This is a genomic window from Aeromonas media, from assembly GCF_020423125.1.
Classification (GTDB): domain Bacteria; phylum Pseudomonadota; class Gammaproteobacteria; order Enterobacterales; family Aeromonadaceae; genus Aeromonas; species Aeromonas media.
This window is the reverse complement of record NZ_CP075564.1, coordinates 1,396,443-1,422,900: the sequence shown is the minus strand read 5'-3', so window position 1 is coordinate 1,422,900 and position 26,458 is coordinate 1,396,443. Positions and strand designations below refer to the sequence as shown.

Sequence of the window (26,458 nt, the reverse complement as noted above, 5' to 3'; positions counted from 1 at the left end):
TTAAGGCGTTATTCCCAGTTTTTAGTGAGATCTCTCCCACTGACGTATCATTTGGTCCGCCCGAAACAGGTTGGCCAGCGTGAATAACATCGCCAGTTGGTTATCGTTTTTCAGCAACCCCTTGTATCTGGCTTTCACGAAGCCGAACTGTCGCTTGATGATGCGAAATGGGTGCTCCACCTTGGCCCGGATGCTGGCTTTCATGTATTCGATGTTGATGGCCGTTTTGTTCTTGCGTGGATGCTGTTTCAAGGTTCTTACCTTGCCGGGGCGCTCGGCGATCAGCCAGTCCACATCCACCTCAGCCAGCTCCTCGCGCTGTGGCGCCCCTTGGTAGCCGGCATCGGCTGAGACAAATTGCTCCTCTCCATGCAGCAGATTACCCAGCTGATTGAGGTCATGCTCGTTGGCCGCGGTGGTGACTAGGCTGTGGGTCAGGCCACTCTTGGCATCGACACCAATGTGGGCCTTCATGCCAAAGTGCCACTGATTGCCTTTCTTGGTCTGATGCATCTGCGGATCGCGTTGCTGCTCTTTGTTCTTGGTCGAGCTGGGTGCCTCAATGATGGTGGCATCGACCAAGGTGCCTTGAGTCATCATGACGCCTGCTTCGGCCAGCCAGCGATTGATGGTCTTGAACAATTGGCGGGCCAGTTGATGCTGCTCCAGCAGGTGGCGGAAATTCATGATGGTGGTGCGGTCCGGCAAGGCGCTATCCAGGGATAACCGGGCAAACAGACGGATGGAGGCGATTTCGTACAGAGCATCTTCCATCGCGCCATCGCTCAGGTTGTACCAATGCTGCATGCAGTGAATGCGCAGCATGGTTTCCAGCGGATAGGGCCGACGACCATTACCGGCTTTGGGATAAAACGGCTCGATGACTTCCACCATGTTTTGCCATGGCAGAATCTGCTCCATGCGGGACAAGAAAATCTCTTTTCTGGTCTGACGGCGCTTACTGCTGAATTCACTGTCGGCGAAGGTAAGTTGATGACTCATGATGAACCCTGTTCCATGGCTCCAGATGACAAACATGATCTCATATCAGGGACTTGTTCGCACCTTCCCTAAGGAAGGTGCGAATAAGCGGGGAAATTCTTCTCGGCTGACTCAGTCATTTCATTTCTTCATGTTTGAGCCGATTTTTTCTCCCGTAAATGCCTTGAATCAGCCTATTTAGACCGTTTCTTCGCCATTTAAGGCGTTATTCCCAGTTTTTAGTGAGATCTCTCCCACTGACGTATCATTTGGTCCGCCCGAAACAGGTTGGCCAGCGTGAATAACATCGCCAGTTGGTTATCGTTTTTCAGCAACCCCTTGTATCTGGCTTTCACGAAGCCGAACTGTCGCTTGATGATGCGAAATGGGTGCTCCACCTTGGCCCGGATGCTGGCTTTCATGTATTCGATGTTGATGGCCGTTTTGTTCTTGCGTGGATGCTGTTTCAAGGTTCTTACCTTGCCGGGGCGCTCGGCGATCAGCCAGTCCACATCCACCTCAGCCAGCTCCTCGCGCTGTGGCGCCCCTTGGTAGCCGGCATCGGCTGAGACAAATTGCTCCTCTCCATGCAGCAGATTACCCAGCTGATTGAGGTCATGCTCGTTGGCCGCGGTGGTGACTAGGCTGTGGGTCAGGCCACTCTTGGCATCGACACCAATGTGGGCCTTCATGCCAAAGTGCCACTGATTGCCTTTCTTGGTCTGATGCATCTGCGGATCGCGTTGCTGCTCTTTGTTCTTGGTCGAGCTGGGTGCCTCAATGATGGTGGCATCGACCAAGGTGCCTTGAGTCATCATGACGCCTGCTTCGGCCAGCCAGCGATTGATGGTCTTGAACAATTGGCGGGCCAGTTGATGCTGCTCCAGCAGGTGGCGGAAATTCATGATGGTGGTGCGGTCCGGCAAGGCGCTATCCAGGGATAACCGCGCAAACAGACGCATGGAGGCGATTTCGTACAGAGCATCTTCCATCGCGCCATCGCTCAGGTTGTACCAATGCTGCATGCAGTGAATGCGTAGCATGGTTTCCAGCGGATAAGGTCGCCGGCCATTACCAGCCTTGGGATAAAACGGCTCGATGACTTCCACCATGTTTTGCCATGGCAGAATCTGCTCCATGCGGGACAAGAAAATCTCTTTTCTGGTCTGACGGCGCTTACTGCTGAATTCACTGTCGGCGAAGGTAAGTTGATGACTCATGATGAACCCTGTTCCATGGCTCCAGATGACAAACAGGATCTCATATCAGGGACTTGTTCGCACCTTCCCTCTCTTTCACCGCGTACCGCGAGCTGCATGAGGACGAAGAACTGCTTGACCGCGTTATAAAAATGGCGCTTGACAGGTGATCTACAACACCTGTCGTTTATCAAACCAATATCTGGTTTTAGTGGGTCTTGTCACGACACGGCGGCGTAGATTTCCCTGGCAAGGTATCATTCGATCTGGAGGGTAATGATGGACATTCGACATAGAGAGCCAGTCAAAGAGTATGTTATCAAGGCAGGCATGACGTCTGTTTCGAACAATTCCAAATGGAATCGTCTTTTTGCGTTGCTGCATCAGAACAACAGGTTCTTCCAATACCGGCGAACGGATCTGGATGGTTCCACATTTCCAGAAGATGGCAAGAGCTATACACCAGAACTGGCACAATATGGGGGCAACTTCTGGGCCATGGAGTTCCTGGACGTCCTGGCATACCAGGCTCACTCCAGAGGGGCATTGCTGGCACCGGACATTGAAGATTTCACGGATGAAGCGATTCATATTGCGAGCCAGGCCGGTGTCAAATTTACCATGCTGGAGCGTGGTATCCGGGTCTGGGGCTATGTGAGAAAAGAGAGCCATCCCGTTTTCGTCTGCATGCACAACAAGCCTCTACAGGCGCAGCGGCAGGACCACTGCGCGAACTAGCGTACTGTGTTGACCCTTATTTTTCTGCATTGCGCAAACGACTTGCGCCCCAAAAAGAGCGACGAATGTCTTGGTGCAAATACACGCCCTACACAGGGTTGTGTCACTGGACATATCAACCATCGTCACCACACCTGATGTTGCAGGTAAAGCAATATGCTTGATGAAATACAGCTGGCATCTACGCCAGACAATGTAAAACAGGTTTTAACGTGGGGCGCCCATCCAGAAAGTGCACCTCACCATCATGAGTCCATTGCTCACTGGTGTGAGGCTTTCTGGAACAGATACGCTGATGTCGATGCCCCCGCAGAGATTGATGCCGTGATGCCCATCCTCGCGGAGGTAGAAACGAACTGGGATATCCACGTTGCACGGAATCACACGTCTGCCTCCATGCCTGCTGAATGGTTTGTCGCATGGTTATCTCAACTACCGGAGTGACAAGGCAACTCCTCGTCAGGCCGGAATCGCAAAATAGCACGCACGTGACAAAATAGAGTGCCGGAAGAAGAAGACCCATTGTTGAATTACACCAACTGGCATGGCTGATTAACGCAGCGAAAGGCTCGCGACAAGCACCTGCTCCTCCATATTTCTCATCCAATAAGTCAATCGCCCCATGATAAGAACACTTATCCAGCTTCTGTTGACACCGCTTCTGGCGGTTGCCTTCCTCTATCTTTGCAGCCTGCCGGAGGATCTCTATTTCGACCCGCCGCTCTGGAGCTATGTCGTCATGTTTCTTGTCACTCTGGCTGGCACCGCCTATGGCAGGATCAAGGCCTGGCGCGCCTCCTGACCGACCTCATCACAGATTTTCAAGGCTGCGCCGACGCTGCCTTGAGCCCGGCGGGGCCATTGTCTACAATGGCGCACTTTGCATCCACAACAGGTAATGACCATGAGCGACAACAAACCTGCACTGCCCGACCGCCTGGCGGCCAACCCGCGCAGCCCGCACCATGTGGCAGAGTGCTTCCAGCACGAGATCGGCATTCGCGTGAACGGCAAGGAGCGCACCAATGTCGAGGAGTACTGCATCAGCGAAGGTTGGGTGAAGATCCCCTCCCCCAAGGCCAAGGACCGCTACGGCAATGCCATGCTGATCACCGTCAAGGGCACAGTCGAAGCCTTCTACGCCTAAGCTGCGTATGCCCGCGACGCCCCGAGCAGGGGCGCGACCTTGTTATTTCAGAACACCGGCCAAGGGCCGGTGTTCTGCGTTTTGGGTCGGGCCTGGCTTATAGGCGGGCTCTCTTTCTTTGTTCTCCTTTGCCTTCCTTTTTCTTCTTTTCCCTCCCTTTTTTTCGCCTTTTCCCTTTCGCCAGGGCCCTGATCTGGCTGGCCCTTGCCTTTCCCGTCAAGGCAGGGCGGCGCGCTTGTCACTTGCTTCCTGAAGGTCGCCACGCCAGCGCCCCTCATGGCGAAGGGCACGGCTTGCCGGCCTGCCAGCGTTGCAGCGCGGCCCCTGTCAGCACCAGCAGAATGCCGAGCAGATCGCTCGCAGCCAGCCGTCCGGCCAGGGCATCGAGCAGTGCGCCCCCCGCCAGCTGGCCCGTGACGATGAGCAGGGCGCAGGCCAGGGCGCCGACCTGGCCTATGGCCCAGCTGCTGATGGCGACGAACAGCGCCCCCAGCACGCCGCCGAGCAGCAGCCAGGGATCGAGCCCGGCGAGCCGCTCCCAGGGCGCCCCCTTGAGGATGAGCAGGGCGCCGAGCAGCCCAAAGCCGAGCAGGTGGTTGGCAAGGGCGGCCGTCATGGCGCCCCGGGCGCTGGCGAGGCGGCCATTGAGGGTGCGCGACAGGCTCACCGCCACGCCGTTGAGCAGTCCCAGCAGGATCAAAATGGTCATGGTGTTTCTCCTAGCCGAGCACGATAAGCAGGGCGCCGGCCATCACCAGCAAGGCGGCGAGCAGTCCCAGCAGGATCAATAGGGTCATGGTGTTTCTCCTAACCGAGCACGATAAGCAAAGCGCCGGCCAGCACCAGCAAGGCGGCGAGCGCGTCCTTCCCCGAGGGGCGGCGGCGGGCCAGCCCGAACCAGCCGAGGTCATCGCACAGGGCACCAAACAGCAACTGGCCGAGCAGCAGCAGGGCCAGGGTGCCCGCCATGCCGAGGGGGGTGTTGAGGCACAGGGCCGCCAGCACCACGGTGAGCGCCCCCGGCAGGCCGCCGAGCCAGGCCCAGGGCGGGGCCGCCTCCGGCGTCGGGGGCCTTGGGGAGAGCCACCACAGGAGCGCGGCGACCAGGCTGCCGACCCCGTGGGCCAGCCAGCTCCCGAGCCAGGGGTCGGTGGCGCGGGCCAGGGCGCCGTTCTGGGCGATCATCAGCGCCAGCAGCAGGCCAGCGGCGAAGGCAGCCAGAGCGCCCAGGGTCTGGCCGAGTGTCTGGCCGAGGGCGGGGCGGCCGGGGCCGCGGTCAACAAGAGGGGGGATCATGGGGTTGCTCCTTGGTGTCACTGGCGAGCAGGGTAAATTGTTTTTGATTTGGGGATAATCTACCCTCCTGGAACAACATTGTTTCCATATTGAGAGCAGCATGAACCAGGAAGCCTTCGCCCTGCTCCCGGCCTTCGTCGCCGTGGTAGAGTCGGGCAGTTTCTCCGGCGCCGCCCGTCAGCTCGGCCTCAGCAAGTCGGTGCTGAGCAAGAAGGTGAGCCAGCTCGAGCAGGCCCTCGGCTGCCAGCTCATCTATCGCACCACCCGCTCCCTCACCCTCACCGAGGCGGGGGAGCGCTACTTCGAGACGGTGCGCCATGCGGTACGTCTGGCCAGCGACGGGGAAGATGCCATCGGCGCCCTGCAATCGGCCCCCCGCGGCCTGCTGCGGGTAACTGTGCCCATGGTCTATGGCCGGCGCCACATCGCCCCCCTTGTCCCCGAGTTTCTCGCCCTCCACCCCGAGGTGCAGTTGCAGCTCGAGATGAGCGACGCCCAGCAGGATCTGGTGGCCGAGGGGTTCGACGTGGCGGTGCGCATCGGCGAGCTGGAGGATTCGAGCCTGGTCGCCCGCCGCCTCGCCCCCTGTCTCAGCACCCTGTGCGCCGCCCCCGCCTACCTGGCGCAGGCCGGCACGCCCCGCACCCCGGCCGATCTCGAGCGCCACAACTGCCTCTTCTACTCCCTGTTTCGCGGCGGCACTCTGTGGCGGCTGCACGGGCCAGAGGGAGAGGTGGCCATCACCCCCAGGGGCAATTTCGAGGTCAACAACAGCGATGCCATCCACACCGCACTGCTGGCGGGGCTCGGCATCGGCAACATGCCGGACTTCATCGTGGCACGGGATCTCGCCATCGGCCGACTGGTGCCCGTGCTGCCTGACCATGCCCTGCCCGAGCACGGCGTCTGGTGCGTCTATCCCAGGCGCCGCCACCTGCCCGCCAAGGTGGAGGCCTGGCTCGCCTTCCTGCAGGAGCGGCTGGGGCCGCGCTGAGGCGCGCCATCGGGATAACCGGAAGGGTTCACGTTTTTTTCATCGGGAAAGGAGTAGAGTAGGCAGCAAACCAAGCATCTGTTTTTATTGGAAAAGCATTCAGGGGACGAGCCACGGCATCGCACCCCTCACCCCAGGTGGAGCCCCATGATGAAGAAAACTGCGATTGCCCTGACCCTCACCAGCCTGCTGGCGCTGTCACTCTTTGTCTCATCCGATGCCTGGGCCGCCCCGGTGCGCTCCCTGCAAAAGGAGCAGAACTACGATCAGTACATCAGCAAGCGCCAGGTAGTGGATCAACTGCTGGCGGACGCCACCCGCATCTTCCACTCCCCCGCCCGGGTCTCAGATGCGGGCTTCACCGCCAAGATGCCGAGCAACATGGAGCAGGTGACCACCCTGCTGCTGGAGGCCCACCAGCTCGAGCCCTATCGCACCGATCTGCTCATCTCGGCGGCCAACGCCCAGATCTACAACGGCAACGTGGAGAGGGCCATCGCCCTGTTCGAGCAGGCCCTCACCGCCGCGCCGGATGATCTGGACATCAACACCTATCTGGCCACCTGGCTGCGCTTCAAGGGCGATCAGGCCAAGTCCGATGGCTACGTCAAGCGGGTCGGCGAGCTCAACGCCGGTCGCGCCGCCGATCTTCAGCGGCTGTTCGCCACCGTCGACCGGGTGGTCGCCACCCCGCTCAAGGAGCGTCAGGGACGGGGCGAGAAGAAGGGGCGCCGCGCCATCGTCACCCTGGGCTATGCCCTCAATCCCGATGGCTCCATGAACGATATCCTGCTGGGGCGCCTCGAGACTACCCGCGCCCTGGCCCAGGCCGATCCGGCGGCCCTCGTCATCCTCACCGGCGGCATGCCCCAGAACCGCCAGACCGAGGGCAAGCTGATGGCGGACTGGCTGGCGAAAAAGGGCATCGACCGCTCCCGCATCATCGAGGAGAACTACGCCACCAGCACGGTGGAGAACGCCCTCTACAGCGGCTATGCCCTCGCCCGCCACGAGATTGAATACGCCACTCTGGTGAGCTCGGCGAGCCATGTGCGCCGGGGCCAGACCCTGCTGGAAATCGCCTGCTGGCAGAGCGGCCCGGCCAATATCCGCATCGACAGTGTCGCCTACCCGGACAAGCCCCTCTCCGCCCTGGCCAAGGCAAGCCCGGAGGAGCTGCTCGGCATCTACCGCGACGCCCTGCGCACCTATGGCCTCTGGAGCTACCGCTCGGCCCCGCTGATCGAACGCTGATCCCATGGCATGACGCCCAGCAAAAAGCCCGCCGAATGACGGGCTTTTTCATCATCTGACGGGCCTGGGTGTCTCTGGCGGGCCTCAGCCCTTGAGCTCCAGCCACAATGGTGAAGCCCTCCAAGGCCAGGCGGGCTTTTGGCTCTAACGGCCCTCAGCCCTTGAGCTCCAGCACTGTAGTGAAGCCCCCGAAGATCATGCGGGCGCCATCGAAGGGCATGGTCTGGTGCATGGGGCTGGCCGGATCCATCCTGGGGTCCTTCATCATTTTGGTCATGGCCTCGTCCCGTACCGCCTTGCTCGGCCACTCCACCCAGGAGAAGACAACGGCTTCGTCATCCTTGGCCGCCACCGCGCGGTAAAAGTCGGTCTGCTTGCCGTGGGGTACGTCATCCCCCCAGCACTCCAGCACCCGGGTGGCACCATATTCGAGAAAGATGGGGTCAAACAGCCCCGCATGATCGATCAGGGCCTGCTTGTTGACCGTGGGCACGGCGATCACGAATCCGTCTACATATGACATGAGAGGTTCCTCCTGTGGTTGAGGATCTCAGCATAGCAGCCGCGCCCCTGGCCGCCCTCAGAGGGACACCAGCCGCTCCAGATCGCCGCGGGTCAGGCGCTTGCTGTCCACCTTCACGTAGAGGGAGTGCTCCTCGCGCACCAGCAGCACGTCGCTCACCCCGTCGCAGGCGCGGATCCGCTGCTCCAGCGCCGGAGTGGCCTCGACCCCCTCCGGCAGCACTATGCGCAGGCTGCTGACGTAGGGGGGCTCCGTCATGGTGAGGCTGACCCCGAACCAGAGCAGGGCCAGCACGGCGCAGCCGCCAAACACCAGAGGGCCGCCCCCCAGGCTGTAGAGCAGGCCCCCCAGGCTGCCACCGATGGCGACCCCGAGAAACTGGCTGGTGGAGTAGACCCCCATGGCGGTCCCCTTGTAACCCGGGGGGGACTCCTTGCTGATCAGCGACGGCAGCAGCGCCTCCATCACGTTGAAGCCGACGAAGAAGAGCTGCAGCCCGGCGAGCAGGCCCCAGAGCTGCAGACCTGCCTGCCAGAGCACCAACTCGGCAACCAGCATCACCCCCACGCATCCGATGAAGACCCGCTTCATCTGCCTGTGCTTCTCGGCATAGATGATGAAGGGCACCACGCTCACGAAGGCGACCAGCATGGTGACCAGATAGGCCTGCCACTGGTGCTCCCGAGCCAGCCCAGCTTGTTCGAGCAGGGGCGGCAGCGCCACGAAGCTCGACATCAGCAGGGTGTGAACGCAGAGGATACCGAGGTTGAGCTTGAGCAGGCGCGGGTTGGTGAGCACGGTGCGAAAACCGCCGCGCACCATGGCGGACTCGCGATTTTGCAGGTGGGCCGCCGGGGTCGGTACCACCCAGATCACCATGGTGATGGCCGCCAGCGCCAGCAGGGCGATGAGCCAGAATAGCCCGGAGAGTCCCACCGTCTGGGTGATCAGGGGGCCGGTCACCATGGCGATGGCGAAGGTGATGCCAAAGCTCACCCCGATGAAGGCCATGGCCTTGGTGCGATTCTGCTCCCGGGTGAGATCCGACAGGAGCGCCATGACGGCGGCGGAGATGGCGCCGCTCCCCTGCAGGGCGCGCCCGACGATAACCCCCCAGATGGAGTCGCTCAGGGCGGCGATGACACTGCCTGCCGCAAACATCAGCAGGCCACCGACGATGAGGGGCTTGCGGCCGATGCGATCGGAGAGCAGGCCGAAGGGGATCTGGAACAGCGCCTGGGTCATGCCGTAGATGCCGATGGCAAGGCCGATCAGCGCCTCCGAGGCACCCGCCAGGGACATGCCGTAGGTGGTCAGCACCGGCAGGACCATAAACATGCCGAGCATGCGCAACGAGAAGACGGAGCCGAGCGCCCAGGTCGCGCGGCGCTCGCCCCTCGTCATGGTGAAATCATTCATGATGGCCTCGATAGGTCAGAGAGAGGAGACAGAAAGGGGCGGATGACAAGGCACGCCACACCCGAAAAAGCCGACAATGCGCCCCGTGGGGCGGGCCTCATAATAACAGAGCCGGGAAGGTTCCCGGCTCTGGATTTCATGCATTTAGGGGGGCAGTTCACACTATCAGGGCAGCATGCTCACCAGCACGGGCGCTGCGTCCGGCTGGAAGTCCACCGACATCATCACGCTCAGGCAGGTGAAGATGATGACGACGATGGAGAACATGTCAGCTCCTGAGTCAGGGCAGCATACTCACCAATACAGGCGTTGCGTCCGGCTGGAAGTCCACCGACATCATCACGCTCAGGCAGGTGATGGTGACGATGGAGAACATGAACAGCTTGCGGGCCCAGAGGGAGTCATCCACCGCCGCCTTGTAGCCAGACAGCGCCATCCCCAGCCACCAGACGCTCACCGCGGTGGCGACGATCAGGTACTTGTAACCGGCGTAACCGCCGAGGAACAGCATCAGGGTCGGCACCATGAACGCCAGTATGTAGAGGGTGATGTGGTGCTTGGCTACCGAGATCCCCTTCACCACCGGCAACACGGGGATGTTGGCGGCCTGGTAATCCTTGAAGCGGAAGATGGCAATCGCATAGGAGTGCGGCATCTGCCACAGGCTGAAGATCGCCAGCAGGATCAGCGCCCCCGAGTCGAACTGGCCGCTCACCGCGCAGTAGCCGATGACGGGTGGCGCGGCGCCGGAGAGGCTGCCGACCAGGGTGCCATAGACAGAATGACGCTTCATGTAGAGGCTGTAGACCCCCACATAGACCAGGAAGCCCAGCACCGCCAGCAAGGCGGCCAACGGGTTGGCAGCAAAGTAGAGCAGTGCAATGCCCGCAACGCCCAGCGCCGTCGCATACCAGAGCGAGACGCCCGGCGCGATCAACCCCTTCACCAGGGCGCGGTTCTTGGTGCGCTCCATGATGCAGTCGATGTCCCGGTCGATGTAGTTGTTGAACACGCAACCGGAGGCCACCACCAGTGACACCCCCACCATGGTCAGGATGAACAGGGGCACATCCAGGCTCCCCTTCGAGGCCAGCAGGAAGCCGCCGATAACCGAGATGAGGTTACCGAAGATGATGCCCGGCTTGGTCACTTGCAGGTATTGCTTCATCATCACATCAACCCGCTCAGTGAACCATCATGTTGATGTTGAGGTTGTACATGATCCACAGGGAACCCACGACCACGATGGCGATGATGAGCACGGTAAAGACCAGTGCCACCAGGTTCCAGCGCTCCTCGGAGGAGGTGTTCATGTGCAGGAAGTAGATCAGGTGCACGAAGATCTGCACCACCGCCATGCCGACCACGGTGCCGAGCACCATGGCATGGGAAGCGGAGCCGTCCATCACCATCCAGAACGGGATTGCGGTCAGGATGAGTGACAGCACGAAGCCTATCATGTAGGACTTGACGCTGCCGTGGCTGGCGCCGTGATTGTCAACGGAATGAGTGCTCATTTACATGACCCCCTTCAGATAGGTTCTGACACTGTCGTGGCTGGCACAGTCAATATTGTCAACGGAATGACTCATTTACATGACCCCCATCAGATAAACCACGGTGAAGACGCAGATCCACACCACGTCCAGGAAGTGCCAGAACAGGCTCAGGCACATCAGGCGAGTGCGGTTGCGCTCGGTCAGCCCCTTCTTGGTGATCAGGACCATCATCACGATGATCCAGATAAGGCCGCTGGTGACGTGGATACCGTGGGTACCGACCAGGGTGAAGAAGGCGGACAGGAAGCCGCTGCGATCCGGGCCCGCATCATTGACGATTAGATGATGGAACTCGTAGATCTCCATGGCGATGAAGCCAGCGCCAAGAATGAAGGTGACCAGCAGCCAGGTGTTGACCGCCGAGACCTTGTTCTTGTTCATGGCCAGCATGCCGAACCCGAAGGTGATGGAGCTCAGCAGCAGCAGCATGGTTTCGGCGAACACGAACGGCAGTTCGAAGATGTCCTTGCCGGTGGGGCCGCCGGCAGTGCCGTTGACCAGGACTGCATAGGTTGCGAACAGGGTCGCGAACAGGATGCAGTCACTCATCAGGTAGATCCAGAAGCCGAACACCTTGGTGGCACCGGCATCATGGTGCCCATCCTCATGGGCACCGTGAGAGTGATGTAGAACGTCAGTCGCCATGGAGTTAAGCCACCTTGTTGATATTGTCGAAATGCTGACCTTCGATGCGCTCGATCTCGTCAACCTGTACGTAGTAGTCCACATCGTCGTTGAAGCTGTGGATGATCCAGGTGGCGATCATGCCGACGAAGCCGGCGATGGCCATCCACCAGATGTGCCAGATCATGGCAAAGCCAAACACCACGCTGAAGGCGGCGATGATGACACCGGCACCTGAGTTCTTCGGCATGTGGATGGGAGCGTACTTGGCCGGCTGGCGATAGGCGCTGCCGTCCTCTTTCGCTTCCCAGAAGGCGTCCAGACCGGTCACCTTGGGCTCGATGGCGAAGTTGTAGAAGGGCGGCGGAGAGGAGGTGGCCCACTCCAGGGTACGGCCACCCCAGGGATCGCCGGTCCAGTCACGGTTCTTCTCGCGGTCACGGATACTGACCACGACCTGGATCAGCTGGCACAAGACACCGATGGCGATGAGGCCGGCGCCGCAGGCGGCAACCACCAGCCAGCCGTGGAACTCGGGATCGATGTTCTGGCTGACACGACGGGTCATGCCCATGAAGCCCAGCACGTAGAGCGGCATGAAGGCCACGAAGAAGCCGGTGATCCAGAACCAGAACGCACGCTTGCCCCAGACGTCATCGAGCTTGAAGCCGAACGCTTTCGGGAACCAGTAGGTGATACCGGCGAAGCAACCGAACACCACGCCGCCGATGATGACGTTGTGGAAGTGGGCAATCAGGAACAGGCTGTTGTGCAGCACGAAGTTGGCGGCCGGCACGGAGAGCAGTACCCCTGTCATGCCACCCACGGTAAAGGTGATGATGAAGCCGACGGTCCACAGCATGGGCGAGGTGAACTCGATGCGACCGCGGTACATGGTGAACAGCCAGTTGAAGATCTTCACCCCGGTCGGGATGGAGATGATCATGGTGGTGATGCCGAAGAAGGCATTCACGTTGGCGCCAGACCCCATGGTGAAGAAGTGGTGCAGCCAGACCACGAAGGAGAGCACTGTGATTGCCACGGTCGCCCACACCAGGGAGGTGTAGCCGAACAGCTTCTTCTTGCAGAAGGTCGCCACCACTTCGGAGAAGATCCCGAACACCGGCAGCACCAGGATATACACCTCGGGGTGACCCCAGGCCCAGATCAGGTTGATGTACATCATCATGTTGCCACCCATGTCATTGGTAAAGAAATGGGTACCCAGATAGCGGTCTGCGGTGAGCAGGGCGATGGTGACGGTCAGGATCGGGAAGGAGGCGATGATCAGGATGTTGGCGCACAGGGCGGTCCAGGTGAAGACCGGCAGACGCATCATGGTCATGCCGGGGGCACGCATCCGGATGATGGTGGCAAAGAAGTTCACGCCGGTCAGCAGGGTACCTAACCCTGAAATCTGCAGACTCCAGATCCAGTAATCGACCCCGACCCCGGGACTGAACTCCAGCCCCGACAAGGGCGGATAGGCCAGCCAGCCGGTCTGGGCGAATTCACCGACCCCGAGGGAGACGTTGATCAGCACCACGGCCGCGGCGGTAAACCAGAAGCTCAGGTTGTTCAGGAAGGGGAAGGCGACGTCACGGGCACCGATCTGCAGCGGCACGACGATGTTCATCAGGCCGATCACCAGCGGCATGGCCACGAAGAAGATCATGATGACGCCGTGGGCGGTGAAGATCTGATCGTAGTGGTGCGCGTTCAGGTAGCCTTCGCTACCGGCGGAGGCCATGACCTGCTGACCACGCATCATGACCGCATCGGCGAAGCCGCGCAGCAGCATGACCATGCCCAGAATGAGATACATGATACCGAGGCGCTTGTGGTCTACCGAGGTGAACCACTCTTTCCACAGATATTGCCACTTGCCGTAATAAGTGATGAGACCGGCAAGCGCCAGCCCACCCAAGATGATACCGGCTATCGTGACCATGATGATGGGTTCATGGTACGGAACAGCCTCGAGTGTCAATTTTCCAAACATCGATTATTCCTCGGATCCTGCTTTCACACTCTTGTCAGCCATGGACGTGGCCATGTGTCCGGCATGCTCGTCGTGACTCATGGCCGCGTGGTCCATGGGTTCTGCTTTTGCAGCGTCATGGTTCATGGCCTTGTGGTCCATGGGTTCTGCTTTCGCGGCGTCATGCTTCATGGCCTCGTGGTCCATGGCGCCATCTTTTGCAGCGTCATGGCCGCCATGGGACATGCCGCCCATGAACTTGTTGATCACATTGACGAACAGCTTGGGATCGGCGCTGGCGAAGTACTCAACCGGGTGGTTTTCGCTCTTCTTGGCCAGGGCATCGAACTCACCCATGGTGCTCAGCATCTTGGGCGACTGTTTCACCTTGGCGACCCAGGCATCGAAACCGGCCTGGTCCTGGGTGGCAATCGCCTTGAACTTCATGCCAGAGAAACCGGCACCGCTGTAACTGCCGGAGATCCCCTTGTACTGACCCGCCTCGTTGGCAATCAGGTGCAGCTTGGTCTGCATCCCGGCCATGGCGTAGATCTGACCGCCCAGCTGGGGGATGAAGAAGGAGTTCATCACTGTGTCTGAGGTCACCCGGAAGTTGATCGGGGTGTTGACCGGGAAGGCCAGCTCGTTGACCGAGGCGATCCCCAGCTCCGGATAGACGAACAGCCATTTCCAGTCCAGCGAAATCACATCGACCTGGATCGGCTTGACGTCAGATTCCAGCGGCTTGTAGGGGTCGAGGGAGTGGGAGGTTTTCCAGGTAATCACCGCCAGGATGGCGACAATAATGACAGGCACGGTCCAGACGACCGCTTCAATCTTGTTGGAGTGGGACCAATCCGGGGTGTATTTGGCAGTGGTATTGGATGCTCTGTATTTACGAGCAAATGCCACCGTCATAATAATCACAGGAATCACCACGATTAACATCAACCCGAGTGCGGTCAATATCAGTGACTTCTGCTCCAGACCAACCTGCCCCTTGGGGCTCATCAGAGCCATGTCGCAGCCACTCAGCAAGCCAGCGGTTGCCATCAACAGCAAAGCGCCCAAGCCCCTCTTTACTTCAAAAGGTCTCATGCAATGTCCTCATCGTTTCAAGGCTTATTGGTATAATAAAAATGCCGCATTTTATTGCATCAGACCGGCATGTGAACAACATGAAAAATTAATCCCAAAAATGTTCCAAGGGTGGTGAAAACAGGTATCAGATGTTAATCGCTTGACAGCGACCAATTTATTAAATTCACAGACTCTCAATTCATCTCCCGTTAATTTATCCCCCCGCCAAAATCGCTCACCAATTAATCAAAATGGTCCATTACCCTTATTTTCAGAGGGAGAAACAGGGCAAAAAAGAGTCATTCAACCCCCTTCTTGATGCACAAGCGCCCTCACCATTCCTTGATCTGGATGCGCATATTCCGAGGTGGAATAAAAAAATAATTAATCAAACGAATGTATGATTAACTTCCCGGGACCGATGGAGGTGCAGAAGGGGCTGCCCTGTCTGAGGCCCGCCATGAAAATCGGGCCTCATACGAAGCCCGCTGAAGACAACGCCCCACCACGGGGTCTCCCTCAGGGGTGTTTATGCTCCATTCGGGTCGCTACTGCGATCCGGTTCCAGGCATTGATGGTGACCACCTGCATCAAGCACTGGGCCAGCAGGGTTTCCCCCAGCAGGGCCAGGGCCTGTTGGTAGGTCTCCTCGGTGAGTCCTCGCTCGCCGATCAGGGTCACCTCGTCGGTCAGGGCCAGCACGGCCCGCTCCCGCTCGTCGAACAGCGGGGATTCGCGCCAGGCGGCCAGCGCCAACAGGCGCTGCGGGCTATCACCGTGTTTCATGGCCACCTCGGCGTGCATCTCGATGCAGTAGGCGCAGCCGTTGAGCATGGAGGCCCGCAGCTTGATGAGCTCCTTGAGCGACAGGGGAATATCGGTCCCGCCGAGATAGGCCTCGAGCCCCATCATGGCCGAGACGGCGGCGGGTACCTGGCTGGCAAGCTGGATACGATCTGACATGGCAATACTCCTGAGGTGAGCGCCCCCCTTGGGCGATGAGCACATTGTTCACACTTTCATCCATGGATAGAATACCGCCATAACCTGCAACAGTTTTGCGCTTATCGCAAAGGTATACCCATGCTGGATCGCGTCCGCATCCTGGCTCAGGTGGTGGAATCGGGAAGTTTCTCCCGGGCCGCCCGGGCCCTCAACCTGGCCCCCTCCTCGGTGACCCGCACCATAGATGCGCTGGAGCAACAGCTGGGGATCCCGCTATTCAAGCGCAGCACCCGTCAACTGGTGTTGACCGAGCAGGGTGAGTACTTCCTTGCACGCTCGGTGCGCCTGCTGGAGGAGGCGGATCAGCTGGTGCAATCCCTGCAGCCCCTGCCGGTGGCGCCAGAGGGCCCGCTTCGGGTCTCGGTATTCGAGAGCTTCGGCGCCGCCTGGCTGGCACCGCGCCTGCCGGCCTTCCTGGCCCGCTACCCCGGGGTGCGGCTCGAGATCGAGCTCGACAACCGGCTGGTGGATCTCGACGCCGAAAACGTGGACGTTGCGGTGCGTATCGGGCGCCCCGTGGACAGCGGCCTCCATGCCCGCCACCTGCTCACCAACCGGACCCTGCTGGTTGCCTCCCCCGCTTATCTGGCGCGCCATGGCGAGCCCGCCCATCCCGATGAACTGGCACACCACAACTGCCTCATCCGCGGCCATGGCCGTCAGCGCCAGCACTGGTATTTCCGGCAAGGGGCGCAGCGGCACAGGGTCGCGGTGCGGGGCAACCTCGCCTCGGTCGGCGGCACGCCGCTGCTGTGCGCGGCCCAGGCGGGCACCGGCATCCTGCTGCTGTCGAGCTGGATGGTGCAACAGGGGATCGACGATGGCACTCTGCAGCCGCTGTTGCCGGACTGGCAGGCCTCCCCGTACGAGGATCGCCATGACGAGATCCATGCGGTATTTCGCGGCGGCCGCTTCTTGAAGCCCCAAACCCGCGCCTTCATCGACTTTCTGATCGAGGTGATGAAGCCCCTGCAAGTGCCGCGCTGATGACTGCGTCCTGGCCATGACTTATGGGAAAAGCAAACGCCGGGCAGAGTGCCCGGCGTCCGGTGTGAACAGCACGTTCAGCGGAAGAGTTCAGCCCGCGGGTTCAGCGAGCATTGCGCCCAGCCGGGGGTGAGGTGACGCCGCGATAATCCCCATAGGGGAAGACGCTGCGCAGGCGCTGGGCCACGGGCTCAGGGATGGAGCGGGAGAAGACCAGCCTGACCCCGTTGCCATCGCGCTGACCCAGGATGCGCCCCCGTACCGGCTCCTGCTGCAGGATCTGCTTGGCCTGGGCCAGGAAGCGCGGCGGCACAGAGCCTCGCTTCAGCAGTACCTTGCCAGGCTGCAACCGGATCTCGAACAGGGCGCCCCGCCCCAGCTTCATCAGCCACCAGATGAGGGCTATCGCCACCAACAAAGACAACCAGGCCATCCGCTTGCTCCTTGAATACCTCAGTTTTCGTCAGTATAGGCCAGCGTCGGCTGGCAATTATTTGGCGAGCCTCACGCTTTGTCTATCACGCTGGCGAGCGTCTCAGCAATCCTTCCCCCAGGCCACCAGCGTCTCACGATAGAGCGCCAGCAGGGCCTGATCCCGCACCGCCACCCCGACCCGCTGAGCGGGGAGGCCCGCCCACTCATCGTGGGGATGGGACTTGCCGTCGAACTTCTGCAGGGTATGGCCGATGGCGGGACCATGGTCGATGACTCGCACCGGCCCCTCCCGCAGGGTGAACAGCTCGGGATCGATCACATAGGCGATGGCGGACGGATCGTGCACATGGCAACCATTGAGGCCGATGCGCTCGGAATAGAAGCGCAGGTAGAAGCGGCTCACCGCCCACAGGAAGCGGCCGGGCTCACCGGCATCGTCCCGCAGGGCATCCAGGTAGGCACTGCTGAAGAAGCTCTGCTGGGTCACGTCCAGCCCGATGATCACCACGGGCCAGGGGGCAGTGAACACCCGGTCGGCCGCCTCGGGATCGTCGTGAATGTTGGCCTCGGCATAGGGGGTCACGTTGCCGCGATGGCCGTTGACGCCAAAGGCGCCCCCCATCACCACCACCTGCTTCACCAGCGCGGTGATCTCGGGGGCGGCCTCGAGCGCCAGCGCCAGGTTGGTGAGGGGCCCGATTGTCACCAAGGTGATCTCGCCGGGGTTGGCCTTCACCGTCTCGACGATGTATTGCCAGGCAGGGCGAGGATCCGGCGCCAGGGTCACCTCCCCCGCCTCCACATCCCCCAGCCCGCTCGGGCCGTGCACCACAGTGGTCGGCCCCACGGGTTCGCGCAGCAGCGGCGCGGCGGCACCCTGGGCCACCTCTGCCTTCATGCCGTATTTCTGCTTGAGCCAGAGCGCGTTGCGGGTCCCGTTCTCTATGGTGGCGTTGCCAAACACCGTGGTGATGGCGAGCAAGTCGATGGCAGAGTGGGCCTCGGCAAAGAGTATTGCCATGGCGTCGTCAATACCGGGATCGGTATCCAGAATGATCTTGTGGGTCATGGGGCCTCCATACGGCAGAAGTGCCAGTGTAGCGACCTCGAGCTCGTTTAACAGCGTCAGGATCACAGCCTCGACCTTTGACTCACCCCCACTCCGCCGATCGGCGACATCTTGAGCACCTCATCCAGGAGCCTGTGATGGTCAGGGGCCAGAGTGACGACATTCTGGACAGTCGGACCGTCCCCAGCCCCCCGCGCCTTGTGGGCGGGCGTGCGGGATGGTATCACTTGGCCTCACTCTCCCCACTCCTTGCCGAGGCGCCAACGTGATCACCCTGATTAAAGAGTCTGACCAGCTAAAGATGCCCTGGAAAAACAAGCAGGGCACCACGGCCCAGATCCTTGTCTCTCCCCCGGGCTCGAGCCTGGACAAGCTCGATTTTGACTACCGACTGAGCTCGGCCCCCATCAAGGCGGCGGGCCCCTTCTCCAAGTTTCCCGGCTATCAGCGCATCCTGCTGCCCGTCAGCGGCGCCGGTTTCGTGCTCAACGGCCACCCCTATGCCACCTTCGAGGCGGCCCATTTCAGCGGGGATGATGAGACCCACTGCGAGCTGCTGAAAAAGGAGGTGACGGATCTGGGGCTCATCTACGACCCGAAACGCCTCAGCGCCAACGTGCGGGTGCTCAATGTGCCCTTCCCCCTGACCCTCACCCTGGAGACGGACAAGACCTACCTCTGCCATCTGCTGAGCGGTCAGCTCGAGGTGGATGGCCGAGCCGTCGCGGTCAACGAGACCCTGGTGGTCACGGGGGAAGAGAGCATACGACTGGAGTGTCAGAAGAAGACGGCCATCGCCTTCTTTACCCTGCAACCGATCGGCTGAACAACAGGCAGGATCAGCGTTTGGGGGCCCGACCTCCGCTATCGAGGCAAGCCTGCATGCTGTCGTAGGGTTCGTAGTACTTGGTGCGGCTGTAGTAGGTGCCGCCCTTGGGATGGCAGATGCCGTTGCGGCTCTTCTTGACCGGGGCTCCGCCGCCAGCGCGATGGCACACATCAGCAGCAGGCAGCAGCCGAGCACCCATTTGACTGCTCTCATTCTCTCTATCCGTTCGGTTCATCGGCGGGACGCTGGCCCGTTTGCGGCCCAGTCTATCTCATTGATTCTCCGGCTACCGCCGGTCAGATCATGAAAAGAGACGCTTATTCACCGCCCTTCTCCCCCGATGTAAACCCCAATAAAAAAGCCGGGAGATCCCGGCTTTTTAATGTCATGACAGGCAAAGCGGCTTAGCCGACCTTGAAAGCGCCCTTCATCATGGCGAAGTGGCCGGGGAAGGAGCAGAAGAAGGTGAGATCCTTGCCTGCCAGCCCGTCGGTCTTGAAGGTGACGCTGGTGCTCTCGCCGCCGCCCACCAGCTTGGTGTGCGCCAGGATTCGGGCATCGTCCTTGGGCAGGTAGTCGTGATCGACACCGGCGCTCATGCCCGCGGTGGCGACGGCCTGATAGTCGGCGGTGTTGGCCAGCACCCAGTTGTGACCCATGTTGGCCACCGGCAACTTGCCCGTGTGGTTGAGGGTGATAGTCACCTCCTTGCAAGTGGCCGGCACGCTCATCTCTTTGAGGTTGTACTGCATGGCGTCATTGCCTTCGATGACCAATGCGCACTCATCGGCCAGCACCGGGGCCGCCAGTGAACTCAGAAGCAGCAGGGTTAACACCTTTTTCATAATCTTCTCCTTTGATTGACGAGGAATGGCAACACCCTTGTCTGGCGAATCGCTCGGCGACACGCTAAAGATGCTGTCATGATCGATCTTTATTGTACCCAAATGTCGCCGGAGGAAGACGGCTTTTGCTCAAAGCTGCGGACCAGGTCACTCCCCGATGGCATTGACGGTGAAACAGATCCGCAGGCTCACCGCCAGCGTCGCTTAATTATTTCCAGTCAAGTCCGGCGTCAGGGGCTCGTCAACCCAGGCCCCCTTGGCTAAGCTGCTCCCCCGTCGATGACTCCCGCGAGAATGCAAGATGAAGACCCTCTCCCTGGCCCCCCGCGGCCTGCTGCTCTCCCTGCTGCTGTTGACCGCCTGTCAGCCGGCGCCGACCCAGACCCGCATTCAGGGCAACACCATGGGCACCTACTACGCGGTGACCCTGAGCGATCCCTTCCCCGGCGGCCAGGCCGCGCTGCAGGGGGAGGTCGATGCCCTGCTGGCGCGACTCAACCAGGAGATCTCCACCTATGATCCGGACTCCCTCATCTCCCGCTTCAACCGGGACGCAGGCAAGGCCCCCATGCCCATACCGGCCAGCATGGCCAGGATAGTGCGGCAGGGCATGGATGCGGGACGCTTCACCCGGGGCAAACTGGACGTCACCGTGGGTCCCCTGGTCAACCTGTGGGGCTTCGGGCCGGACAAGCGTCCGGTCAAGCGGCCCACCGCGGAGCAGATCACCCAGGCACGGGAGCGGGTCGGCATCGACAAGCTGAGCCTGACGCCGCAAGGGGACCACTTCCTGCTCGGCAAGAGCATCCCCAACCTTTATCTGGATCTCTCCACCCTGGGGGAAGGGGCTGCCTCGGACGAGATAGCCACGCTGCTGGAGCGCAAGGGGGTGCACAACTACCTCGTCGAGGTGGCAGGCGCCGTGCGCAGCAAGGGGCATAACGACAAGGGCAACCCCTGGCGGGTGGCCATCGTCGAGCCCTCGGACAGGCCGGGAGCCATCGAGGACGTGGTCACCCCGAACGGCATGGCCCTCAGCACCGCAGGCAGCTATCGCAACTATTACGAACTCGATGGCCGACGCTACTCCCACATCATCGATCCCGCCACTGGCGAGCCCGTCACCCACAAGCTGGTCTCCGCCAGCGTCATCACCCCGACCGCGCTCGAGGCCGACGCCCTCGATACCGCCCTCATGGTGATGGGGCCGGAGCAGGCGATGGCCTTTGCCACCGAGCACAAGCTGGCGGTCTATCTCATCGAGAAGACGGATCAGGGGTTTGCGGCGCGCCACACCCCGGAGTTCGCCCCCTATCTGGTGCGCAGGCAGCCATGAGCAACGAGGCCCCGCAATGCGGGGCCTCTTCATGATGGCGCGTTATTCAATGGGGACCCGATGGGGCGCCGGGGTGACCGCCTGCTTGGGCAGTTGCAACGTGAGGATGCCGTTGTCGAAGCGGGCGCTGACCTTGTCCGGCGCCACCTCCACCGGCAGTTCGACGGTGCGTGACACGCTGCCATAGTAGCGCTCGCTGCGCAGGGCCCTGTCCTCCTTGTTCTGACTGTCGTGCTGGCGGATCTCCGCCTTCAGGGTCACCAGCTTGCCGTGCACGTCCACGTGGATATCCTCTTTAGCCACCCCGGGCAGCTCGGCCTGCAGCAGGTAACCACCGTCGCTCTCCCTCAGATCCAGCTTGATCTGGCTGGGCAGGGGATCTCCGTGCAGGGGCCGGATGTAGAAACCGGAGGCCATGTCGTGGAACAGGTCATCAAACAGGCTGGTTCGGCTCGGTAGCAAACTCATTTGATTCCTCCTTATGGTGCGGGTAAAACATCGGCGGGCCCGCTGCCCGTCTGCAGATCGCCGGGATCTGCCTCCCTTCAAGTCTAAAAAACGGATGGAACCGCGCCACTGTCATCTCGTGCCCGGTTGACGGAGATCAAGTACGCGCCATGATTTTTTGCGGCCCGGCTCTGCGCTCGGCGGGAAAAACGGGGACCCTTCCCATGTTCAATTGCCTGCCTGCGGACTTTGGTGGCACACTTCTCCCACCAGCCCGCAGCGCCTCGATGCAAGACAGATGCAGACACCGGATCCCGCACCAGAGAAGAAAGCACAGCCCAAACCCAGGCGCATCCTGCTGGTCAACGAGCAGCGATCCTTCCAGATGATGATGAAGGCAATGCTGATCAACATCGGCATCAGCCGCATCACCTACATCAATTCCGCCGACGAGGCCCGCCGTCGCTGCCAGAAAGAGAGCTTCGACATCTATCTGCTCGACTACGAGCTGGGGGCGGGTGAGAACGGCCGCCAGTTGCTGGAGAGCCTGCGGGATCAGCAGCTGATCCCGCCCCAGAGCGTGGTGATCATGGTCAGCAGCGACAGCTCCCGCGCCATGGTGCTGAGCGCCCTTGAAGCCGAGCCCGACGAATACCTGATGAAACCCTTCTCCCAGGAGCAGTTCTCGTTTCGCTTGAAGCGCGCCCTCGCCCGCCGCCAGGCCCTGGAGAGCGTCTTCACCGCCCTCACCCGGGATGACCTGCCGGCGCTGGTCGAAGCCTGCGCCAGGCAGGCCGATGCGGCGCCGCGCTTCGCCAACTTCTGCCGCTGCCTGCAGGCCGACACCCAGCTCAAGCTCGGCCAGGCCAAGGAAGCGCGCAGCCTGATGCGCCAGCTGCTGGCCGGCCAGGAGAACAGCTGGGCCAGACTGACTCTGGGCAAGGCCTGCTACCGTCTGGCGCTCTATGACGAGGCGGTGAGCCACCTGCAGGCGACGCTGAAGAATACCCCCCTGATGGTGGAGGCCCATCTCTGGCTGGCGGAGTCCCTGCTCTCCCTGGGCAAGGAGGAGCTGGCACAGCAGGAGCTGCGCCGGGCGGTGGACATCTCCCCCCAGTCGGTGCAGCTCTCCCGCCGCCTGGCAGAGGTGTGCCTGCAGCGCCACGACTACGGCCAGGCCAAGGATGTGTTGCTCTCCCTCATCGACCTGTCGCGCAACTCCATCCATCGCACGCCCCACTACCTGGGGGCCTACATCCAGACCCTGACGCTCTATGCCCTCAACAGCAACGACGGCTATCACATCGCCAACCTGCAAAAGCAGGTGAACTCCGCTCTGTCGCGCATTCGCGATTCCCTGATGATGTCGGAGTTCAACTACCCGGTGTTCGAGCAGATCTGTCAGGCCAGGGTCCGGATTGCCCTGGGAGAACTGCTCAAGGGCAAGAAGATGCTCTATCGCGCCAACCAGAACTGGCTGGACAAGCCCGAGACCATGCCCCCCGCCCTGCTCGGCGAGACCATACTCGCCCTCTACCAGCTTGGGGAGTTCGAGTACGCCGAAAGCCTGCAATCCCTGCTGGCACAGGACGAAGACCGGCTGCTCACCACCTGCATCCAGGTGACCCGCGACGACAAGACGGTGCAGGAGCGCCGTCAGCGCTACCAGCAACTCAACGATCTGGGCATCAAGGCCTACCAGAGCGGGGAGCTGGAGCAGGCCCTCGGCCATTTCCGCGAGGCCCTGCGCCGGGCGCCCGCCAATACCGGCGCCGCCCTCAACAAGATCCAGGTGCTGCTGCAACTGATGCAGAAACACCGCAAGAGCCCGGAATTCGGCGCCGAGTGCAAGGAGACCCTGGAGGTGCTGGAGGGCATCCCCCTCAATCCCGCCCAGCAGGATCGCTTCCGCAAGCTGCGCCAGGAATTTAACCAGATAGCCTAACCAGCGGCGCGCCTCCCTCACCTATGCTGATACAGACTCAGGCAAGGAGGGGCGACAGCATGGGGATGTGCCGATACCTGGTGGCAGATGGCCGCCACTGCAGCGAAGAGGCGGGGGATCACGACCTGTGCCACTGGCACGACCCTCACGCCTCCCACTTATCCCCGGACACCGCCGCGGCGCTGGAGCGCTATGTGCGCCAGGGAGGCCTGTGCCACGGTCTGCAACTGGCCCGCGCCGATCTCGCCGGTCTCAACCTGGTGAACAGAGAGGGGCCACAGGGGTTCCTGCTGGAGCAGTGCAACCTCTATCGCGCCAACCTGCGCGGCGCGCACCTCTACGGTATTCGCATCAAGGGCGGCAGCCTGATGAAGGCCGATGTCAGTGACGCCAACCTACACTGCGCCGAGTTGCACGACGTCAACCTGCTCGGCATCCGCTGGAAGAACACCCGGCTCGATAACTTGGATACCGGCAGGCGCCTGATGCAGGACAGGAAGGGGCGAAGCGAACGGGATCCGGTGCAGGCCCGCGTCTGGTTCAAGGAGGCGGAAGAGACCTATCGGGATCTGCGCAAGGCCTCGGAGGCCCAGGGGATCTTCACCATGTCCGGCCGTTACATCCAGCAGGAGCTCACCATGCGCCGCCTGCAGATGCCGTTCTGGTCCTATCACCGATTCGCCTCATGGATAGTGGATCTCTTCTGCGGCTACGGCGAGGCCCCCATGCGGGTGGTGCTCTTCTCCCTGCTGCTCATCTTCATCTGCAGCATCTTCTACTTCTTCTGCGGTCTCAACTTCGCGGGCAACCACCTCATCTACCGCCCGGAGGCGACCCTCGAAGAGAACGCCATCTTTCTGCTGGAATGCCTCTACTACAGCGTGGTGACCTTCACCACCCTGGGTTATGGCGACTTCACCCCGGTCGGCCTCTCACGGATCTTCGCCGCCTTCGAGGCCTTCACCGGCAGCTTCACGCTGGCGCTGTTCGTGGTGGTATTTGTCAAAAAGATGACCCGCTGACAAGCTCTCCACACTCCTGCGGCGGGGCAGTAAACAGGTTGCCGATAACCCTATACCGGGCAGAGGAGCCGCGCCGAGCACAGCCCGGGAACTTGCATCCAGACCGGATTCCTAGTCCAATAGCGACTAATAAAAACGACATGAGCATCCCTGACATGAAGATCATCTCTTTCAATATCAATGGCCTGCGTGCCCGTCTTCATCAGTTGCAAGCCATCATAGACAAGCATCAACCGGATGTGATCGGCCTGCAGGAGATCAAGGTCCACGACGAAGCCTTCCCGGTCGCGGACGTGGAGGCCATGGGCTACCACGTGGTCTTCCACGGCCAGAAGGGTCACTACGGGGTCGCCATCATGAGCAAGCAGGCGCCCATCGACGTACAGAAGGGGTTCCCCACCGATCCCGAGGATGCCCAGCGCCGCATGATCATGGCCAGTTTCAAGCGGGAAGATGGCTCCCTCATCAAGGTGATGAACGGCTACTTCCCCCAAGGGGAGAGCCAGGATCACGAGACCAAGTTCCCGGCCAAGCAGAAGTTCTACGAGGACCTGCAGCACTACCTCGAGACCCACCACAGTCCGGACGACCAGATAGCGCTGATCGGGGATATGAACATCTCCCCCACGGATCTCGATATCGGTATCGGCGAGGCGAACCGCAAGCGCTGGCTGCGGGATGGCAAGTGCTCCTTCCTGCCCATCGAGCGTGAGTGGATGGAGCGGCTCAAAGGCTTCGGCCTCACCGACACCTTCCGCGCCGCCAACCCCACCGAGTGCGAGCGTTTCTCCTGGTTTGACTACCGCTCCAGGGGCTTTGACGAGAACCGTGGCCTGCGCATCGACCTCATCATGGCGTCCAATGCCCTCAAGGACAAAGTGACCGAGACCGGCATCGACTACGAGCTGCGCGGCATCGAGAAACCCTCCGACCACGCCCCCATCTGGACCTGCTTCGCCTGATCCCGGTGCCGGGCCTCCTGGCCCGGATCTCTGCCATCTCCCGACCCCAAGCCCCTGCCGATGCGGGGGCTTTTTCGTTTATAGCCCCGCCATTTCTTAATCCATATCAACTCTTTGGCAGAGCGGGTCTGCCATACCTTGACCTTCTCCTGTTGGTAAGGTTTACATTTCTCATATTCGTCACAGGAAAGATGCACCATGTTGTCATCGAGATTGCCCACAGAACTCATCGCCCGGCTATTGCTGGCGTTGTTGCTCGTCTGCAATCTCACCCTCTGCATCAGCTGGCATGGTGCGGCCACCGCCCTTACAAGCCACTCACCCGACACCACCCTGACCCCGATGGCACAGCCCCATCCCCTGTCTCATGGGTTGCACGGGAGCGAGTCGGTACAGCACGCCGCCATGAACCATGACCAGGCCGGCACAGCTCCCCTCTCCTGCCATTCGGGCACAGTGAATGCGGAGTCCCTGTCGGGGGATGAGTGTCAGATGCAGAGCGGCTTCTCCGGTGCTGCCAATGCGCCTCCCCTGTTCGGCCTGCTGCTGTCATTGCTGCTGCTTCCGCTGTTGTTGCTGCCCCCTTCGTGGCATGTCGGTCCCCTGCTGGACAACTGGCTTCGGGATCCCTTCCTGCGCCTGCGTGGTACCCATCCGCCCTCCTGGCCCAGACGGCATCTGATGCTGTCCGTGCTGCGCCATTAGAAACCACTTCTCCCGATAGCCCGTGCGATGGTGCTGCCATCGCCATACCGTGCACCGGCCGCTCCGTCGGCGGTGC

The 26,458-nt window shown here is 61.1% G+C and carries 29 protein-coding genes and 3 pseudogenes; 13 read left to right on the top strand and 19 right to left on the bottom strand.

The annotated features are described in order from the left end of the window. Positions 1-21: 21 nt before the first annotated feature. Both KI797_RS06715 and KI797_RS06710 read right to left on the bottom strand, forming a co-directional pair. Positions 22-1,002, bottom strand: coding sequence for an IS5-like element IS5 family transposase (locus KI797_RS06715; protein WP_026141181.1), 981 nt, complete (start codon positions 1,000-1,002; stop codon positions 22-24). Between the two features lie 218 nt (positions 1,003-1,220). Then, a complete protein-coding gene (locus KI797_RS06710; protein ID WP_026141915.1) occupies positions 1,221-2,201 on the bottom strand; it encodes an IS5-like element IS5 family transposase in 981 nt (326 codons plus the stop codon). Positions 2,202-2,456: 255 nt separating this feature from the next. Here KI797_RS06710 and KI797_RS06705 point away from each other — a divergent pair, with 255 nt between their 5' ends. From KI797_RS06705 to KI797_RS06690, 4 genes are all read left to right on the top strand, one after another. After that, the gene (locus KI797_RS06705) at positions 2,457-2,918 is read left to right on the top strand and encodes a DUF6678 family protein (RefSeq protein ID WP_226172162.1); all 462 of its coding nucleotides are present in this window, start codon (positions 2,457-2,459) and stop codon (positions 2,916-2,918) included. Between the two features lie 156 nt (positions 2,919-3,074). Then, positions 3,075-3,362 carry a hypothetical protein gene (locus tag KI797_RS06700; protein WP_226172161.1) on the top strand — a complete coding sequence of 96 codons (288 nt, stop codon included), beginning with the start codon at positions 3,075-3,077 and terminating at the stop codon, positions 3,360-3,362. 178 nt (positions 3,363-3,540) lie between these two features. Then, a complete protein-coding gene (locus tag KI797_RS06695; protein ID WP_095592360.1) occupies positions 3,541-3,720 on the top strand; it encodes a hypothetical protein in 180 nt (59 codons plus the stop codon). A 102-nt stretch (positions 3,721-3,822) separates the two neighbouring features. Beyond that, complete coding sequence (locus KI797_RS06690; RefSeq protein WP_005332143.1) at positions 3,823-4,065, top strand: DUF3297 family protein; 243 nt, start codon at positions 3,823-3,825, stop codon at positions 4,063-4,065. 274 nt (positions 4,066-4,339) lie between these two features. On the opposite strand, the gene KI797_RS06685 is transcribed toward KI797_RS06690, so the two are convergent. Continuing rightward, positions 4,340-4,774, bottom strand: a complete 435-nt coding sequence (locus tag KI797_RS06685) for a DMT family transporter (protein WP_226172159.1) — start codon at positions 4,772-4,774, stop codon at positions 4,340-4,342. A 98-nt stretch (positions 4,775-4,872) separates the two neighbouring features. Then, positions 4,873-5,361 (bottom strand): DMT family transporter, encoded by a 489-nt coding sequence (locus KI797_RS06680; protein WP_226172156.1) that lies wholly within the window; start codon positions 5,359-5,361, stop codon positions 4,873-4,875. Between the two features lie 100 nt (positions 5,362-5,461). Here KI797_RS06680 and KI797_RS06675 point away from each other — a divergent pair, with 100 nt between their 5' ends. Continuing rightward, a complete protein-coding gene (locus KI797_RS06675) occupies positions 5,462-6,355 on the top strand; it encodes a LysR family transcriptional regulator (protein ID WP_226172152.1) in 894 nt (297 codons plus the stop codon). A gap of 150 nt (positions 6,356-6,505) precedes the next feature. Then, positions 6,506-7,609 carry a YdcF family protein gene (locus KI797_RS06670; RefSeq protein ID WP_226173028.1) on the top strand — a complete coding sequence of 368 codons (1,104 nt, stop codon included), beginning with the start codon at positions 6,506-6,508 and terminating at the stop codon, positions 7,607-7,609. 154 nt (positions 7,610-7,763) lie between these two features. Here KI797_RS06670 and KI797_RS06665 read toward each other — a convergent pair whose 3' ends face one another. The 10 genes and pseudogenes from KI797_RS06665 to KI797_RS06625 form a co-directional block, all read right to left on the bottom strand. Further along, positions 7,764-8,132 carry a DUF1428 domain-containing protein gene (locus KI797_RS06665; RefSeq protein WP_226172149.1) on the bottom strand — a complete coding sequence of 123 codons (369 nt, stop codon included), beginning with the start codon at positions 8,130-8,132 and terminating at the stop codon, positions 7,764-7,766. A gap of 57 nt (positions 8,133-8,189) precedes the next feature. Continuing rightward, positions 8,190-8,354, bottom strand: a complete 165-nt coding sequence (locus tag KI797_RS21145) for a hypothetical protein (RefSeq protein ID WP_404801081.1) — start codon at positions 8,352-8,354, stop codon at positions 8,190-8,192. 147 nt (positions 8,355-8,501) lie between these two features. Further along, positions 8,502-9,536 (bottom strand): annotated as a pseudogene (locus KI797_RS06660) (MFS transporter); the annotation flags it as partial. A gap of 180 nt (positions 9,537-9,716) precedes the next feature. Then, positions 9,717-9,818, bottom strand: a pseudogene (locus KI797_RS21200) (heme o synthase); the annotation flags it as partial. A gap of 13 nt (positions 9,819-9,831) precedes the next feature. After that, a complete protein-coding gene (gene cyoE / locus KI797_RS06650) occupies positions 9,832-10,725 on the bottom strand; it encodes a heme o synthase (protein WP_226172143.1) in 894 nt (297 codons plus the stop codon). Between the two features lie 10 nt (positions 10,726-10,735). After that, entirely contained in the window at positions 10,736-11,068 is a 333-nt protein-coding gene (locus tag KI797_RS06645; protein WP_226172140.1) for a cytochrome o ubiquinol oxidase subunit IV, read from the bottom strand. A gap of 75 nt (positions 11,069-11,143) precedes the next feature. Further along, positions 11,144-11,839 carry a cytochrome o ubiquinol oxidase subunit III gene (locus KI797_RS06640; protein WP_226172137.1) on the bottom strand — a complete coding sequence of 232 codons (696 nt, stop codon included), beginning with the start codon at positions 11,837-11,839 and terminating at the stop codon, positions 11,144-11,146. After that, positions 11,760-13,736, bottom strand: a complete 1,977-nt coding sequence (gene cyoB / locus KI797_RS06635) for a cytochrome o ubiquinol oxidase subunit I (protein WP_139436392.1) — start codon at positions 13,734-13,736, stop codon at positions 11,760-11,762. Before cyoB ends, KI797_RS06640 begins: the two co-directional genes overlap by 80 nt. 3 nt (positions 13,737-13,739) lie before the next feature. Then, positions 13,740-14,768 (bottom strand): cytochrome o ubiquinol oxidase subunit II, encoded by a 1,029-nt coding sequence (cyoA, locus tag KI797_RS06630; RefSeq protein WP_241672775.1) that lies wholly within the window; start codon positions 14,766-14,768, stop codon positions 13,740-13,742. Positions 14,769-15,314: 546 nt separating this feature from the next. Further along, the gene (locus KI797_RS06625) at positions 15,315-15,758 is read right to left on the bottom strand and encodes a carboxymuconolactone decarboxylase family protein (RefSeq protein WP_171269910.1); all 444 of its coding nucleotides are present in this window, start codon (positions 15,756-15,758) and stop codon (positions 15,315-15,317) included. 120 nt (positions 15,759-15,878) lie between these two features. Between KI797_RS06625 and KI797_RS06620 the strand changes: the two genes are divergently transcribed. Next, a complete protein-coding gene (locus KI797_RS06620) occupies positions 15,879-16,787 on the top strand; it encodes a LysR family transcriptional regulator (RefSeq protein WP_226172135.1) in 909 nt (302 codons plus the stop codon). A gap of 103 nt (positions 16,788-16,890) precedes the next feature. Here the strand turns inward: KI797_RS06620 and KI797_RS06615 are convergent, their stop codons facing one another. Continuing rightward, a complete protein-coding gene (locus tag KI797_RS06615) occupies positions 16,891-17,220 on the bottom strand; it encodes a DUF3634 family protein (protein WP_226172133.1) in 330 nt (109 codons plus the stop codon). Between the two features lie 102 nt (positions 17,221-17,322). Further along, complete coding sequence (locus KI797_RS06610; protein WP_226172130.1) at positions 17,323-18,291, bottom strand: nucleoside hydrolase; 969 nt, start codon at positions 18,289-18,291, stop codon at positions 17,323-17,325. Positions 18,292-18,556: 265 nt separating this feature from the next. Here KI797_RS06610 and KI797_RS06605 point away from each other — a divergent pair, with 265 nt between their 5' ends. Next, positions 18,557-19,117: a HutD family protein gene (locus KI797_RS06605; RefSeq protein WP_218409309.1), complete on the top strand. Its 561-nt coding sequence runs from the start codon at positions 18,557-18,559 to the stop codon at positions 19,115-19,117. Between the two features lie 13 nt (positions 19,118-19,130). Here KI797_RS06605 and KI797_RS06600 read toward each other — a convergent pair. Together KI797_RS06600 and azu are read right to left on the bottom strand one after the other, a co-directional pair. Further along, positions 19,131-19,333, bottom strand: a pseudogene (locus tag KI797_RS06600) (hypothetical protein). A 191-nt stretch (positions 19,334-19,524) separates the two neighbouring features. Beyond that, the gene (azu, locus tag KI797_RS06595; protein ID WP_182788330.1) at positions 19,525-19,965 is read right to left on the bottom strand and encodes an azurin; all 441 of its coding nucleotides are present in this window, start codon (positions 19,963-19,965) and stop codon (positions 19,525-19,527) included. A gap of 301 nt (positions 19,966-20,266) precedes the next feature. Here azu and KI797_RS06590 point away from each other — a divergent pair, with 301 nt between their 5' ends. Beyond that, positions 20,267-21,301 carry an FAD:protein FMN transferase gene (locus KI797_RS06590; RefSeq protein WP_226172125.1) on the top strand — a complete coding sequence of 345 codons (1,035 nt, stop codon included), beginning with the start codon at positions 20,267-20,269 and terminating at the stop codon, positions 21,299-21,301. 42 nt (positions 21,302-21,343) lie between these two features. Here the strand turns inward: KI797_RS06590 and KI797_RS06585 are convergent, their stop codons facing one another. Continuing rightward, positions 21,344-21,769: an Hsp20/alpha crystallin family protein gene (locus tag KI797_RS06585; protein WP_041205380.1), complete on the bottom strand. Its 426-nt coding sequence runs from the start codon at positions 21,767-21,769 to the stop codon at positions 21,344-21,346. A 277-nt stretch (positions 21,770-22,046) separates the two neighbouring features. On the opposite strand from KI797_RS06585, the gene KI797_RS06580 reads away from it, so the two are divergent. The 4 genes from KI797_RS06580 (at position 22,047) to KI797_RS06565 (ending at position 26,382) form a co-directional block, all read left to right on the top strand. After that, positions 22,047-23,693 (top strand): tetratricopeptide repeat-containing response regulator, encoded by a 1,647-nt coding sequence (locus KI797_RS06580; protein WP_182788326.1) that lies wholly within the window; start codon positions 22,047-22,049, stop codon positions 23,691-23,693. Positions 23,694-23,752: 59 nt separating this feature from the next. After that, a complete protein-coding gene (locus KI797_RS06575; protein ID WP_226172122.1) occupies positions 23,753-24,715 on the top strand; it encodes an ion channel in 963 nt (320 codons plus the stop codon). A 155-nt stretch (positions 24,716-24,870) separates the two neighbouring features. Next, on the top strand, positions 24,871-25,677 hold the full coding sequence (gene xthA, locus KI797_RS06570; protein ID WP_041205378.1) for an exodeoxyribonuclease III: 807 nt from the start codon (positions 24,871-24,873) through the stop codon (positions 25,675-25,677). A gap of 198 nt (positions 25,678-25,875) precedes the next feature. Then, entirely contained in the window at positions 25,876-26,382 is a 507-nt protein-coding gene (locus tag KI797_RS06565) for a hypothetical protein (RefSeq protein WP_226172119.1), read from the top strand. Positions 26,383-26,458: the final 76 nt, after the last annotated feature.